General features: G+C 66.0%; 14 protein-coding genes. 9 read left to right on the forward strand and 5 right to left on the reverse strand.

Features of this window, described 5'->3' with window-relative positions:
* The first annotated feature begins 6 nt into the window (after positions 1 to 6).
* Genes gspL through gspN form a run of 3 tightly spaced genes read left to right on the forward strand, consistent with a single transcriptional unit; the run spans position 7 to position 2,293 of the window.
* Positions 7 to 1,110 (forward strand): type II secretion system protein GspL, encoded by a 1,104-nt coding sequence (gene gspL, locus ACZ1JY_RS09795; RefSeq protein WP_465129154.1) that lies wholly within the window; start codon positions 7 to 9, stop codon positions 1,108 to 1,110.
* Positions 1,110 to 1,586: a type II secretion system protein GspM gene (gspM, locus tag ACZ1JY_RS09800; protein ID WP_118072919.1), complete on the forward strand. Its 477-nt coding sequence runs from the start codon at positions 1,110 to 1,112 to the stop codon at positions 1,584 to 1,586. Before gspL ends, gspM begins: the two co-directional genes overlap by 1 nt.
* Positions 1,583 to 2,293 (forward strand): type II secretion system protein N, encoded by a 711-nt coding sequence (gene gspN, locus ACZ1JY_RS09805; RefSeq protein WP_465129155.1) that lies wholly within the window; start codon positions 1,583 to 1,585, stop codon positions 2,291 to 2,293. Before gspM ends, gspN begins: the two co-directional genes overlap by 4 nt.
* Before the next feature lie 17 nt (positions 2,294 to 2,310).
* Here the strand turns inward: gspN and ACZ1JY_RS09810 are convergent, their stop codons facing one another.
* Positions 2,311 to 2,766, reverse strand: a complete 456-nt coding sequence (locus tag ACZ1JY_RS09810; RefSeq protein ID WP_118072917.1) for a Dps family protein — start codon at positions 2,764 to 2,766, stop codon at positions 2,311 to 2,313.
* Positions 2,767 to 2,866: 100 nt separating this feature from the next.
* Positions 2,867 to 4,039, reverse strand: a complete 1,173-nt coding sequence (gene nhaA, locus ACZ1JY_RS09815; protein WP_465129156.1) for a Na+/H+ antiporter NhaA — start codon at positions 4,037 to 4,039, stop codon at positions 2,867 to 2,869.
* Between the two features lie 94 nt (positions 4,040 to 4,133).
* On the opposite strand from nhaA, the gene ACZ1JY_RS09820 reads away from it, so the two are divergent.
* From ACZ1JY_RS09820 to ACZ1JY_RS09840, 5 genes are all read left to right on the forward strand, one after another.
* Positions 4,134 to 5,558 (forward strand): glycosyl transferase family protein, encoded by a 1,425-nt coding sequence (locus ACZ1JY_RS09820; protein WP_465129157.1) that lies wholly within the window; start codon positions 4,134 to 4,136, stop codon positions 5,556 to 5,558.
* A 323-nt stretch (positions 5,559 to 5,881) separates the two neighbouring features.
* Positions 5,882 to 6,652 (forward strand): hypothetical protein, encoded by a 771-nt coding sequence (locus ACZ1JY_RS09825; RefSeq protein ID WP_465129158.1) that lies wholly within the window; start codon positions 5,882 to 5,884, stop codon positions 6,650 to 6,652.
* Between the two features lie 75 nt (positions 6,653 to 6,727).
* A complete protein-coding gene (locus ACZ1JY_RS09830; RefSeq protein ID WP_118072915.1) occupies positions 6,728 to 7,642 on the forward strand; it encodes a sulfite exporter TauE/SafE family protein in 915 nt (304 codons plus the stop codon).
* A gap of 8 nt (positions 7,643 to 7,650) precedes the next feature.
* Positions 7,651 to 8,406: a TIGR02186 family protein gene (locus tag ACZ1JY_RS09835; protein WP_168904155.1), complete on the forward strand. Its 756-nt coding sequence runs from the start codon at positions 7,651 to 7,653 to the stop codon at positions 8,404 to 8,406.
* 120 nt (positions 8,407 to 8,526) lie between these two features.
* Positions 8,527 to 10,209, forward strand: coding sequence for an ATP-binding protein (locus ACZ1JY_RS09840; RefSeq protein ID WP_118074620.1), 1,683 nt, complete (start codon positions 8,527 to 8,529; stop codon positions 10,207 to 10,209).
* Between the two features lie 286 nt (positions 10,210 to 10,495).
* On the opposite strand, the gene ACZ1JY_RS09845 is transcribed toward ACZ1JY_RS09840, so the two are convergent.
* From ACZ1JY_RS09845 to ACZ1JY_RS09855, 3 genes are read right to left on the reverse strand one after another with little or no spacing between them, the layout of a single operon-like run.
* The gene (locus ACZ1JY_RS09845; protein WP_206065650.1) at positions 10,496 to 11,941 is read right to left on the reverse strand and encodes an MATE family efflux transporter; all 1,446 of its coding nucleotides are present in this window, start codon (positions 11,939 to 11,941) and stop codon (positions 10,496 to 10,498) included.
* A gap of 4 nt (positions 11,942 to 11,945) precedes the next feature.
* The gene (locus tag ACZ1JY_RS09850) at positions 11,946 to 12,461 is read right to left on the reverse strand and encodes a YceD family protein (RefSeq protein WP_465129159.1); all 516 of its coding nucleotides are present in this window, start codon (positions 12,459 to 12,461) and stop codon (positions 11,946 to 11,948) included.
* Complete coding sequence (locus ACZ1JY_RS09855; protein WP_118072914.1) at positions 12,458 to 12,976, reverse strand: ubiquinol-cytochrome C chaperone family protein; 519 nt, start codon at positions 12,974 to 12,976, stop codon at positions 12,458 to 12,460. Before ACZ1JY_RS09855 ends, ACZ1JY_RS09850 begins: the two co-directional genes overlap by 4 nt.
* A 190-nt stretch (positions 12,977 to 13,166) precedes the next feature.
* Between ACZ1JY_RS09855 and ACZ1JY_RS09860 the strand changes: the two genes are divergently transcribed.
* Entirely contained in the window at positions 13,167 to 13,661 is a 495-nt protein-coding gene (locus ACZ1JY_RS09860; protein ID WP_118072913.1) for an outer membrane protein assembly factor BamE, read from the forward strand.
* Positions 13,662 to 13,677 lie beyond the last annotated feature (16 nt).

The raw sequence follows: 13,677 nt of genomic DNA on the forward strand, positions 1-13,677 counted from the left end.
GCGCAGATGGCCACCACCGGCTCCCCTTCTGCTGACGGATTGATCCTGATCCTGCCGCCCGGGCCGGGCGATCCCTGGCGCTGGCGCCGGGTCTGCGAAGCTGGCGTGGGGCCTGAAGAATACTCGGCCGACCTGCCGGTCCACTCCTCGGTCACCGTGCTTGTACCCAGCGCCCTTGCCCCCGTCGTGGACAAGCCCCTGCCGGCGATGCCGGTGGCACAGGCGCTTGCGGCCGAACGTCTCGCGCTGGCGGAAGGCGGCCTTGCCGCAGAGCGCCACGTCGCAGTCGCCGCTGTGGATGGACGCCTGCTCTCCAGCCGCCTGTCCGCTTCGGAGATGGACCATTGGCTGGCCCTCTTGGCAACGGCCGGGATCGATCCGCAGGCTATCGTTCCGGCGGCCCTCATTCTCCCCCGGCAGGACGGCGCTCTGGTCCTTGGCGCTCTGGGCGAACAGTTGCTCGCGCGGACCCCGGCAGCCGCATTTGCGGCAGAAGAGGCACTGGTCGAAGCGCTGGGCGAGGGTCTGGACCAGACTGCGCTCGACGAGGATGCCCTGGCCGAGCGACTCGCCCAGGTTCACGCCGCCCCGCCGCTGAACCTGCGGCAAGGCGCCTATGCTCCGCGCCGCGTCTCGGTGTTCCGCACCGCCAACTGGCTCGGCCTGGCCCGCATGGCCGCAGTGGCCGCACTGCTTGCCCTGCTGCTGATGGTGGTGTGGATCGTGAAGTGGAATCTCGACAGCAGCGCCGAGGAAGCCCGCGCCCTCGACCTTGCGCAGAAGCGCTTTCCTGCCGCGACCGATCTCGCCACGGCCGAACGCCTGCTCGCCGCAGAACTGGCCAAGCGCGGCGAAGGCGGTGCCAGCTTTGCCGCGCCCGTTGCTGCCGTGCTTGATGCCATGCGCCCCGTGCCCGGCGTGAAGTTGCGTGATCTTGGCTACGGCGCCGATGGCACCTTGCGCTTCACTGCTGCCGCGCCGCGCGCAGAGGATGTCAACGCCGTGCTGATCACGCTGCAGAACAACGGCTGGAAGGTTACCGTGCCGCCTGCCCTTGCCCCTGACCCGACCGGCGCCACCGTCGCCGCCATAACGGTGAGGGCACCGTGATGCGGCAAGTCTCCACCTGGTATATCGGCCTCACCCGGCGCGAACGCGTTCTGGTCAGCATCGGCGGCGCGCTCGCCGCAGTGATCTTGCTGGTCTATGGCATCGTCCTGCCGGTCGGCAACGCGCTCGACGCAGCCGCCACCCGCCATCGCGAGGCGACCGAGCGGGCTGGCAGGATCACGGCCGGGATCGCCGCGCTCAAGCGCGCGCCCGCTGACCGCACCGCCGCGCTGGCCGGTCCGGTCGAACAGATCGCCGGAGCAAGCGCGCAGGAAGCCGGTTTCGTGGTGCAGTCGAACGAACGGCGCGGGTCCGACATGGCCGTTCTGGTCATCCCGACCGCGCGCCCGTCTGCCGCGCTCGCCTGGCTCGATGCGCTCGGCGGTCAGGGACTTGCTGTGGAACAGATAACCCTGACGCCTGCGCCCGACGGCACGGTTTCGATCAACGTTACCGTGCGAAAGGCGGCATCGTGATCGGGCGCTGGATCTTCATCCGTGGCGCCGCCATGGGCCGTCGTGGCTGGCTGGCGCTCGGCATGCTGTTCGTGGTTGCCCTGCTCGTCCTGCTCCCGCTGCGGCTGGTGCTGGGCATGGCCCTGCCCGAAACGATCACCGCGCGCAGCGTCGAAGGCAGTGTCTGGAGCGGGCGGATTGCCGATCTCAACGCCGGGCCCCTGCCGCTTGGCACTGTCGATGCCAGCCTCCAGCCGCTGCCGCTGCTGATTGGCCGCCCGCAGTTCGCCATTTCGCGCGAAGGCTTTTCCGCGCAGATCGGCCCCTCGCGCCTGATTGGCGCAAACGGCTCGGTGCTTCTGCCCGATGGCCTCGGCGGACTGCCGGTAACGTCGCTCGGGTTTGGCGATTTCTCGGCGGTCATGGTCGATGGCAAGTGCGCCGAGGCGCAAGGCACGCTCAGCCTGACCCTGGCCTCGCTTGGCCCGCTCCTGCCCGATGCGCTGGTTGTCTCGGGCCTGGCCCGCTGCGAAAACGGCGCGTTGGTCGTACCGATGCGCGGTGCGCAGGGCATGGAACGCCTGACGCTTAAACTCGGCGCCGACGGGCGCTGGCAGGCAGACCTTGCGCTTGCAGGCCTGCCCCAGGAAACTGCCGAAGCGCTCAAGTCCTCAGGGTTCGATACCCGTCCCGACGGTGTCGGCATCGTGACGGGCGGAACTTTCTGAAAGCTGTGCGCTGAACCTTACGCGAGCGTCTGCGTCAGGAACCAGGCGCGCTGTTCGGCCTGATCGGTCCAGTCGTCGGCCATGCCTTCGGTGGCGTTGTCACCGGCTTCGGTGGCGGCTTCCTTGACCGCGCGGATGGCCTTGATCAGCGCCACGTTATCGTCGCGCAGGGCCTTGACCATGTCCATGGCGTCCACCTTGCTGCGATCGTCGTCCTTGATCGAAGCCTTGCCCGCAATCGCGCCGATGCCGGTCAGCGTATCGCCGCCATTCTTGCGCACGCGCTCGGCAATCACGTCGGTCAGCGCGAAAAGTTCGGCGGCCTGCTCGTCGAACAGCAGGTGAAGTTCGCGGAACTGCGGGCCAGCCACGTGCCAATGATAATTCTTGGTCTTCAGATAGAGCGTGAAATAATCGGCCAGCAGACCGTTCATGCTGTCGATCAGGGCCTTCTTTGCATTGTCGCCGGGCATGACATTCCCCTTTCGTGTCCGGGTGGATTGAGCCTCTTATACGCCAGACCGACTGAAAGGTTTCATGCAATAATACGGCAACATTGATCGACGGCATCAATCACATCTGTCCCTTTGCGCTCCCTTTCAGCAGGAACAGCCCGGCCAGTGCGGAGATTATCGATCCGCCCAGAATCCCCAGCTTCGCCTCTTCGACCAGCAGCGGGCTTTGCGGGAAAGCAAGGCTGGCGATGAACAGGCTCATCGTGAAGCCAATCCCGCACAGCAGGGACAGACCCCACAACTGGCGGATGCTGGCCCCGGCCGGACGCTTGGCGATACCCAGCTTTTCCGCCGCCACGATGCTGCCAAGGATACCCACCTGCTTGCCGATCAGCAGGCCCGCGGCAATCGCGATTGGCAGGGCCAGTGGCCCCCCGTCGATCGAACCCAGCGCAACGCCGGCATTGGCAAGGCCGAACAGCGGCACGATCAGGAAGCCGTTGGGCGCAACCAATGCATGTTCGAGCCGCAGGAGGGGGCTGTCATGCTCCCGGTTGAGCGCCAGCGGCACGGTCAACGCGGCGAGCACTCCGGCAATGGTCGCATGGACGCCGGAATGCAGCACGGCATACCACAGCGCCACAGCCCCGAGGATATAGGGGATCAGCGAGCTGACCCCGGCACGGTTCACCACCACCAGTGTCAGGAAAATGGCGGCGGCAATGCCCAGCCACATGAGATCCAGCCCGGTCGTGTAGAAGAACGCGATGACCAGAACCGCGCCAAGATCGTCGACGATCGCCACGGTCAGCAGGAACAGGCGCAAGGACGATGGCAGGCCCTTGCCCGCCAGCGCCAGCACACCGATGGCAAAGGCGATGTCGGTGGCCGAAGGGATCGCCCAGCCACGATGGAGCGCCGGATCACTCCCGGCTATGCCCATGTAGATCAGCGCCGGCACTGCCATCCCGGCGACAGCCGCGATGACCGGCAGGCGGCGGCGGCTCGGGCTTGAGAGTTCGCCGTCAAGAATCTCGCGCTTGATCTCCAGCCCGACGACGAAGAAGAACACCGCCATCAGCCCATCGTTGATCCACAGATGCAACGTGTCGAGCTTGGGCACGGGCGTCCATGGCAGCGTGTGGTGGAACAGCTCGTGCCATGGGTCGGCGAAGGGGGAATTGGCAAGGACAAGGGCAATCGCTGCACAGACCATCAGGACGATGCCCGGTGCTGCTTCGTTGTGCGTCAACTTGTGCAGAGCGCCCCTGAGCCCTGAATTTCCTGCCATTTTCGAATCATCCCATGTTCACGAAACTCAGACCTTGGGCCTAGCATTCCCCTTGTGCCGACGGGGGTCTGGCACGTCAAACAGGGGCAAGCTCTTGTCACCATGGCCGACCTATCCCGCGTTGCAATGGCTCGCGGTTGTCGAGCACGAATTGCTGCTGTTTGCCGCAATCTGGTTTGCGCTCTTCGCGATCGACGAACTGGCCGTTGACCTCGCCTGGCTTCGCCTGCGACTGAGCGGCAAGCTGCGCACCCCGCGCCTCTCGCACCCCTGCAATGCCGAACTCAATGGTCTGGCTGTCGTTCTGGTTCCCGCATGGCTGGAATCGCGGGTGATCGGGCCGATGGTGCGCCATACCCTGCAAAGCTGGCCGCAAAGCAATCTGCGCCTCTACGTCGGCTGCTATCGCAATGACCTGGCCACCATTTCCGTACTCGTCTCGCTCGCGCCCGACCCTCGCCTGCGGGTCGTCATCCATGATCGTGACGGCCCGACGACGAAGGCCGACTGCCTCAATCGCATCTATCGTGCAATCTGCGAGGACGAGCGGCGCAGTGACCTGCGCGTGCGCGCGCTCATCCTCCACGATGCCGAGGATATGGTCCATCCCGCCGCTCTCACGCTGATGGACCGCGCGCTCGACCATGCGGATTTCGTGCAACTCCCGGTCCGCCCCGAACCGCAGTGCGCAAGCCCCTGGATCGCCGGCCATTACTGCGACGAATTTGCCGAGGCCCATGCGCGCGACATGGTGGTCCGGCACCACATCGGCGCCGCCCTCCCCTCGGCAGGCGTGGGCTGCGCCTTTTCGCGCCGCGCGATTGACCGCATCCTCGTCGCCCGCTCCAGTGCCGAGCCCTTCGCTGCCGAATGCCTGACCGAAGATTACGAATGCGGCCTGCTCGTCCATCAGACCGGCGGGCGGTCTGTCTTCCTGCGCGTGCGCGACAGTTCGGGCGCGCTCGTCGCCACGCGCGAGTTCTTTCCGGCAAACCTCGTCGCATCGGTGCGGCAGAAGACGCGCTGGGTCCACGGCATCGCCTTCCAGGGCTGGGACCGGCTGGGCTGGAAGTGCGCGCCGGGCGACATCTGGATGCGCCTGCGCGATCGTCGCGGGCCGCTGGTCGCGCTCGTCCTTGCCGCCGCCTACCTGCTTATCATGTTGTGGCCGGTGGTCCTGATCGCCAAATCGTCGGGGCTCGCTGTCCCGGTAGACGACGGCCCGCTGCTCAAAGGCCTGTTGGCATTCAATCTCGCCAGCCTGATCTGGCGTCTGGTCATGCGCGCGCTGTTCACTGGCCGCGAGTATGGCCGGGCGGAAGCCTTGCGCGCCGTGTTCCGGTTTCCGGTGGGCAACGTCATCGCCATGCTCGCCGCGCGTCGCGCCGTCACTGCCTACGTCCGGGTGCTGGCAGGCGGCGTCCTGCGCTGGGAGCACACGGTCCACCACGTCCACGTCGCCCAAGCCCCCAAGCTTGACGAGGAAGCGCAGCAGCGGCCTTTGCCGGTTGCGGCATGAGCGCAGGTCCTGCGGCGAGGCGGCGGGGCCAGCCCCTGCTTGCGCTCGCCCTCGTGCTTGTCGGCTGGATCACCGGACGCGCCCTGACACTGCAGGATTACCCCCGGAACGGACCGCCCGCTCCCCCGGCAAGCGTGCCGCCCTTGCGCCACCAGCCCTCGCTCGCCCGTCAGATACTCCCCTTGCCCCTTCGCCGCCCCCATCCGCACATCTCGAGCCTTGCCCCGCAGCGAACTTCCGCCCCACCGGCTGCCACATCAACACCATGGCCACCAATCCCAGCCCCTGCGCCTGTTCCATTTCTTCTGCCTCCACTGGCACCGTTGCCGCCCCGCAACGCCGCCCTGATCCCTCCCATCGCCTCCACCCCCAGCCAAAGCGCCGATCCGCAGGAGTTCTACGAGCCTCTCGTCGCCAAGGACGATCCGCGCTGGAGCGGCGAGAACTGGTTGCTGATGCGCGCGGGCAGCGGTTCGGCGGCGCAAGCCCCCGGTGCCGCGTCCTATGGTGCCAGCCAGGCGGGAGCCATCGTCCGCTACCGTTTCGGCAAGGGCGAGCCGCAGGATTCCTACGGCTATCTGCGCACCTCGCTTGCCATAAATGCCCCCGGCAAGGACAAGGAAGTCGCGCTCGGCCTCGGCATCCGCCCGGTCCGCCGTTTCCCTGTCCGCGCCCTCGTCGAAGCGCGCTTGCAGGATACCAGCCGCTCGCCGATGCAAGTGCGCCCCGTCGCCACTCTCATCACCGAACTGCCATGGCAGCGCCTGCCCCGCGGCTTCCGGCTCGAGGCTTACGGGCAGGCAGGGTACGCCGGGGGCAAGGCCGCCACCGCCTTCTTCGATGCGCAGGCGCTGCTCGATCATCCTGTCCGGGGCGTCGTCTCGCGCAATGGCGATCTGCGCGCCGGGGTCGGCATGTGGTCAGGCGGGCAGGAAGGTGCAGTGCGGCTCGATGTGGGCCCCCGCGTCGCGTTCAGGCTCGAAGGTGGACGCCTGTTCGGACCGACCCGCGTCGCGCTCGACTGGCGCTTGCGCATCGCCGGAAACGCCCGGCCCGGCAGCGGTCCGACCATGACGGTTACCTCCGCTTTCTGAGCCACAGTTTTTTGGCCGCAAACCGGTTTCGCGGGGTTGCTGGCACGCACCGCCCGGCCTAGCGTTGACCCGGCAATGGACGTCTATCTCCCCATCGCGAACCTGTCGGTCAACGGGCTGGTCATCGTCGGCCTCGGCGCGCTGACCGGGCTGCTTTCGGGCATGTTTGGCGTCGGCGGCGGGTTTTTGACCACGCCACTGCTGATCTTCTACGGCGTACCCCCCACCGTTGCCGCAGCCTCGGCTGCCAGCCAGGTAACCGGCGCCAGCGTTTCCGGCGCCTTTGCCCAGGCGCGGCGCGGCGGCATCGATTATCATATCGGCGCGGTGCTGGTGGCAGGCGGCGTGATCGGCACCGGGCTTGGCTCACTGCTGTTCCGCCTGCTGCAGGCGCTCGGCCAGATCGATACGGTCATCAACATCCTCTACGTGCTGATGCTTGGCGGCATCGGCGGGTTGATGGCGCACGAAAGCATCACCACCCTGCGCGCGCAGAAAACCGGCCAGCCGCTGCCCGCCCGCAAGCGCCGCCACCATCCTCTCGTCGCCAGCCTGCCACTGCGGTGGCGCTTCTACCGCTCCGGCCTCTATATCTCGCCATTGGCACCGCTGTTGCTGGGCGTCGCCACCGGCATTCTCACCATGCTCATGGGTATCGGCGGCGGCTTCATCCTCGTGCCGGCGATGCTGTACATCCTCGGCATGGGCGTGAACGTGGTGGTCGGCACCTCGCTGTTCCAGATCCTGTTCGTCACCATGGTCACCACGATGATGCACGCGCTGACCACGCGCGCGGTCGACATCGTGCTGGCCGGACTGCTGCTGGTCGGTTCGGTCACCGGTGCCCAAATCGGCACCCACTTTGCCCAGAAGGTAAAGCCCGAACAGCTCCGCCTCATCCTTGCGGTGATCGTCCTTGCCGTCGCTCTGCGCATGGCACTCGGGCTCGGCTATCGCCCGGACGAGATCTACACGGTGGTTCCGCTGTGAGGGGCCGCGTGCCGCCTCGCAGCGCCGCTCTCGCCGCATGCCTGCTCCTGCTGGGTGCGCGCGATCCGATCTTGGTGCCCGAAATCTCGCAGCACGAGATCCAGGTCCGCCAGGGCTTTACCGGGGCCGACCTGCTCCTGTTCGGCGCGATCCTCAGCCCCGAAGGCAGCCGCGCCGCGCAGGACTACGATATCGTCGTGGTGCTCGAAGGCCCGGTGCAGTCCATCGTCCTGCGCGAAAAGCAGAAGATCGCGGGCATGTGGATCAATGCCGATTCGCTCGAATTCCGCTCGGCGCCCAGCTACTTCGCCGTCGCCTCCTCCCGCCCGATCGCGAAGATCGTGGATGACAAGACCGCGGCGATCTACGAGCTCGGTCTCAAGTGGCTGCAGCTTTCGCCGATTGGCGTGATCGAACCGCGCGAACAGCAGCGCTTCTCCGAGGGGCTGGTCGATCTGATGCGGCGGCAGGGCCTCTACCGTGAGGATCAGGGCAGCGTGAAGATCAGCGGGCAAGTGCTCTACCAGGCCCGGATCAGCCTGCCCTCCAGCGTCCAGACCGGCACCTATACCGCCGAAACCTTCGCCATTCGTGGGGGCAAGGTCGTGGCATCGGCGATCACCCGGATCGAGGTGAAGAAGGAAGGATTCGAACGCTTCGTCGCTGTCGCGGCCGATCGCAACGGATGGCTCTATGGCCTGTTTGCGGTCATTGTCTCGGTTGCCATGGGCTGGATCGCCGGAAGGCTCTTTGCCCGCAGCTGACACGGCTACTGCCTTTCGTTGGTTTAGCCGATCTTAACCCGAAACGGATAGTCTCAGGCCAACAGCCGACAATGGCCAAAGGGTTTTGTGCAAATGTCCGAAATGGGGATGCAGGGATTCATGGCGCCTGCCGCCAACCTGGAAGAGGCCGAATCGGCATCGGCCATCTTTGCGGCACCCCAGCACGCTCTCGGATCGGAAAACGCGCGTCAGCCTATCGGCTTCGTGCGCGACGTAGCCGGTTCCAGCTCGGCCATCGCCCTTGATCTCGCCCGCCTCGAGCAGTGCTCGTCTGATCTCGATCCCTCGGTCTCGTTGTCCGGCAAGGTCGGAAGCCAGATCAAGATCCGCGTCGGCAACTCCTGGCTGCTCGCCAGCGTGCGCACGCAGCGGCAGGATACCTCCGTCGATGGTGGCGTGGTCGCCCAGATCGACTTCCTCGGCGAAGGCGAGGAAGAGCGCCTGACCGGCAAGATCTACGGCTTCCGTCGCGGTGTCACCCGCTATCCTGTCCCTGGCGCACTGGTCTATCCCGCCACCAGCAATGACCTGCGCCAGATCTATGCCAGCGATGGCCGCACCAACATCTCGATCGGCACCGTGTTTCCCACGCGCGACATTCGCGCCGGGCTCTATGTCGATGCGCTGCTCGGCAAGCACTTTGCCCTGCTCGGCTCGACCGGCACCGGCAAGTCCACCGCCGCCGCACTGATCCTCCACCGCATCTGCGAGATGGCGCCCTCGGGCCACATCGTGATGATCGACCCGCACGGCGAATATTCCAGCGCATTCCGCGTCACCGGCCAGCTGCTCGACGTATCGAACCTGCAGATGCCCTACTGGCTGATGAACTTCGAGGAACACTGCGAGATCCTCGTCACGTCCTCGGGCACCGATCGCCAGATTGACGAGGATATCCTCGCCAAGTGCCTGCTTGCCGCGCGCATGAAGAACCGCCTCGCGGAACAGATCGGCAAGATCACGGTCGATTCGCCGATTCCCTATCTGCTGTCGGACCTGATGATCATCCTGCAGAACGAGATGGGCCGCCTCGACAAGGGGACCAACTCGATTCCCTACATGCGTCTCAAGACCAAGATCGAGGAAATCCGCAGCGACCCGCGCTACCAGTTCATGTTCTCTGGCATGCTGGTGGGCGACACCATGGCCGAGTTCATCTCGAAGATCTTCCGCATGCCCGCCAATGGCAAGCCGATCTCGATCATCGACGTTTCGGGCGTTCCTTCCGAAATCACGTCCACCGTCGTCGCCGTGTTGAGCCGCCTCGTGTTCGACTACGCGATCTGGGCGCGCGACGAAGAGACACGGCCCGTGCTGCTGGTCTGCGAAGAGGCCCACCGCTACGTGCCGAGCGAGAAGAACTCGGACGGCTCTTCGGTGGGCCGCATCCTCTCGCGCATCGCCAAGGAAGGCCGCAAGTACGGCGTCTCGCTGGGCCTGATTACCCAGCGCCCGTCAGACCTTGCCGAAGGCGTGCTGTCGCAGTGCGGCACGATCATCGCCATGCGCCTCAACAACGAGCGTGACCAGGCCTTCGTCAAGGCGGCCATGCCCGAAGGCGCACGCGGTTTCGTCGATACCATCCCGGCGCTGCGCAACCGCGAATGCATCATCTCGGGCGAAGGCGTCTCTATCCCCATGCGCGTCTCGTTCGACGAGCTCGAGGCGATCAAGCGCCCTGCCTCGAATGACCCCTCGTTCTACGAACTGTGGAGCAAGACCGGCGGCGAAGACCGCGCGGTCGAACGCACGGTCCAGCGCTGGCGCGCACAAAGCCGCTGACGAGACCTGGGGTCGGAACCCTAGGCGGCGTGGACAAATTCCACAGCGCCACGGCTGGAGGCAAAAACCGCCAGTTCAAGGAGGCGAGGAAGCGCAATATCGGGAATATTGTGCGACGAGCCGATGCCGAAATGGCGGTTTTTGGTCCAGCCCCGCAGGGGTTGCCCTGTAAAAGGCCTTGGCCGCGTTGCTCGGCCTTGAAAGAGACCCACTCTTCCTGCGCCCTCGCGCCTCGCCAAGGCCTTTTACAGGGCAACCGTGGCGTTGTGGAATTTGTCCACGCCGCCTAGATGCTCGGTGCCATGCGTCCGGCAGGGTCCGCGTCGGCGTGGGTTTCCTCCTCGCACTCCTCGTCAGGCACGGCGCGAGCGCGATCTCGCCACTGTGGCTGGCGATAGGCGTAGACGGAAAGCGCCACTGCAACCGCTGAACTGACCGGGAATGCCAGCCACAGGGCGTCCGCGCCAAGGCTCGGGTAGAAGGCGTAATAGAAGCCCAGCCGCACAGGATACATGGCGATCGACAGGATGATCAGCGGGGTCCACACCACCCCGCCCGCACGCATCGTGCCGAACAGCACCATCGTGATCCCGAACAGGATATAGCTCCAGCTGGCCAGGAACTGGATATGGCGCGCCTCGTCCACCGCCGGGCTGGCCGCGCCAAGGAACAGTTCCAGCGCGGGTCGGTCGAACAGCAGGATCAGCGCACACAGCGCACCGGTAATCGTCAGGTTCAGCATGACGCCCGCCCGCGAGATGCGGTGGAGCCGCTCGTCGAGGCCCGCGCCGATCGCCTGCGCGGCCATCGCGCTGACCGCGGCGGAAATTGCCATCGCCGGCATCTGCAGGTAGGTCCACAGCTGCAGGGCGGCGCCATAGGCCGCGCTGACCAGCAGCCCCTCGCGATTGACCAGCCCGATCACGATGATGCCTGCAGCCGAAATCACCAGCATCTGCGCGCCCATCGGCAGGCCCTTGGTCAGGATATAGCCCAGCTCGTCCCGGCGCGGCCACAGCCATTTCAGCTCTGGCCCCTTCAGCCGCAGCGGCAGGTCCTTGACGTAAACGTAGGCGACGATGCCCGCCATCGACACGAACGAGGCAATCGCCGTCGCCAGCGCGGCTCCGGCGATGCCCATGGCCGGGATCGGCCCGAAACCCCCGATCAGCAGCGGGTTGAGGCAGACGTCGAGCACCGACGACAGCACCATGAACTTCAGCGGCGTTGCCGCATCGCCTCCGCCGCGCAGGCCCATGCCCAGCATCACCGTGATCATCGAGGCCGGCATGGCGATGAAGATCACCCGCAGGTAAGTCAGCGCATAGGCATAAGTCTCACCCGGCGCGGCCATCGCCGTCAGCAGTTCGGGCGCGAAGACCCAGCCCAGCGTGCCCACCAGCAGCGAAAGCAGCACGCAGAAGCCCACCGCCGAGCCGAACGTCCGCCGCGCCGCCAGCACGTCGCGCGCGCCGAAAGCCTGCCCGATCTTGACCGTAGCCGCCATGCCGAAGCCGAACGCTGCAGCAAAGACAAGGAACATCACCACGTTGGCGTTGGCCGTTGCCGCCAGCGCGCCCTCGCCCAGCATGCGCCCCACCCAGACCGAATTGATCGAGCCGTTGAGGGATTGCAGGATGTTGGATGCCAGCGTCGGTGCCGAGAACAGCACCAGCGTCTTGAGGATCGGCCCGCTCGTCAGGTCCCGACCGCGCCCCGGGGGTCCAGCCAACCGATCAGTCCTTCTTGAGCGCCGCAAGCGCAGCGAACGGACCGCTGGCAACGTCGCCGCCGAGATTGTGCTCGGCGCGCGCCCTGTCGGCATCCGGCCCTTCGGCAAACGGATCGATCGCCAGCGCCAGGCTCTGCGCCACGGCCTCGCCCAGATCGAAGCTTGTCCCCTCGAATTCGATCTCGTCGCAATCGTCGGCGGTGATCTCGATTTCCTCGTCGGGATCGTGGGCCGCGCCGGGGGGGACGAAGCGCAGCGCGATGGGTTCGCTGATCGTCACCGGGAAATCCTCGCCCGAGATGGCGCAGGCCTGCATGATGGAGGCGTCGAGATGGCCCTTGGCCTCCACGGAGTTGCCCTCCTGCCGCAACGAGATGGTCGCTTCCATGGCTTTCACCTCCGAGAGTTGGAAACGCGCAGCAAGACGCTTGCGCTCCGCCTCGGTCGGCTCAAGCACGATGGGTTCATCGTTCACCTGTCGGATGTCGATGATGCGCGAAAACTCCGGATTCATGGTCATTTTCCGATCTCCGCATCGAGAACGCGGAATGCCGGCACGAGGTCCAGCCCGGCGGCGAAAGCGCGCACGCGCCGCGTCAGCAGCAGCGGATCGATGCCGTCGTGCAGGGTCACGTTGCGACTGATCGCCTCGGCCATCAGCGCCTCGTCCCGCGATGCCAGCGCCTCGCGATAGGCACCCAGGCGCCCGCCCAGCACGCTCATCAGCTGGCCCACCCGCTTGCCCACGATCACGTCGCCCACGCCACTTTCGCGCAGCTGGCCGTCCATGTCCTCAACGAACAGTTCGGTCAGCCGCACCGAAGGCTCGACGAGTTCCGCGTCGCGCTCCATGCGGATCAGCACGACCGACAGGATCAGCGTGATCATGTCGAATCGCCCGCCCACCGTGTCGGCCACGCCACAATCCCGGTACCACTCCTTCTCGCGCGCGATCTCCACCGTGCGGTGCCACAAGGGCCGCGCCACGGCGCGATCGTCCTGCTTGCGTCCGAACAGCTTGGTAAGAAGCGACATCTCGGCATTCCTTGGCGTTCCGCCCGTTCAGGGGCGATTAAATCTCGGCCGTCCAGCAGGCTGCTTGCGGGCGGCATTGCGGTATTCCAGATTGGACCCTAAGGGTCGCCCAATTGGTCTCGGCGATATAGGCTGTGCATTCCCGATGCAAACGGGCATGACGGCGATAAGTGAAGAGCGGAGTTTGCGAATGCGGAACATGCGGCTGATGGTGCAGGGTGCGGCGGTGCTCGCCCTCGGCGTAGCCGCGTCCGGCTGCGCCAGCATCAAGGACCATCGCGGCTATATCATCGACGAAGCGCTGGTCGCTTCGGTCCAGCCCGGCGTCGACAACAAGCTCTCCGTCGAACGCACGCTGGGCCGCCCGACCTTCACCAGCCAGTTTGGCCGCCAGACCTGGTACTACGTTGCCCAGAACACCCGGCAGCGCCCGTTCACCCGTCCGCAAACCTCGGACCAGAGCGTCATCGTCGTCGATTTCGACGCGCGCGGCAATGTCAGCACGCTGGCCCGCCAGGGCATGGAGAAGGTCGTCCGCCTTTCGCCTGAAAGCGACAAGACGCCGACCCTCGGGCGTGACCGCAGCTTCTTCCAGGACCTGTTCGGCAACATCGGCGCGGTTGGCGCCATCCCCGGCGGCGCGGGCGGCGGTGCGCCCACCGGCACCGGTCCCAACGGCAGCTGAGGCTCCGGCGCTTGAA

The organism is Novosphingobium sp. BL-A-41-Hi4B-X5A (assembly GCF_055521705.1).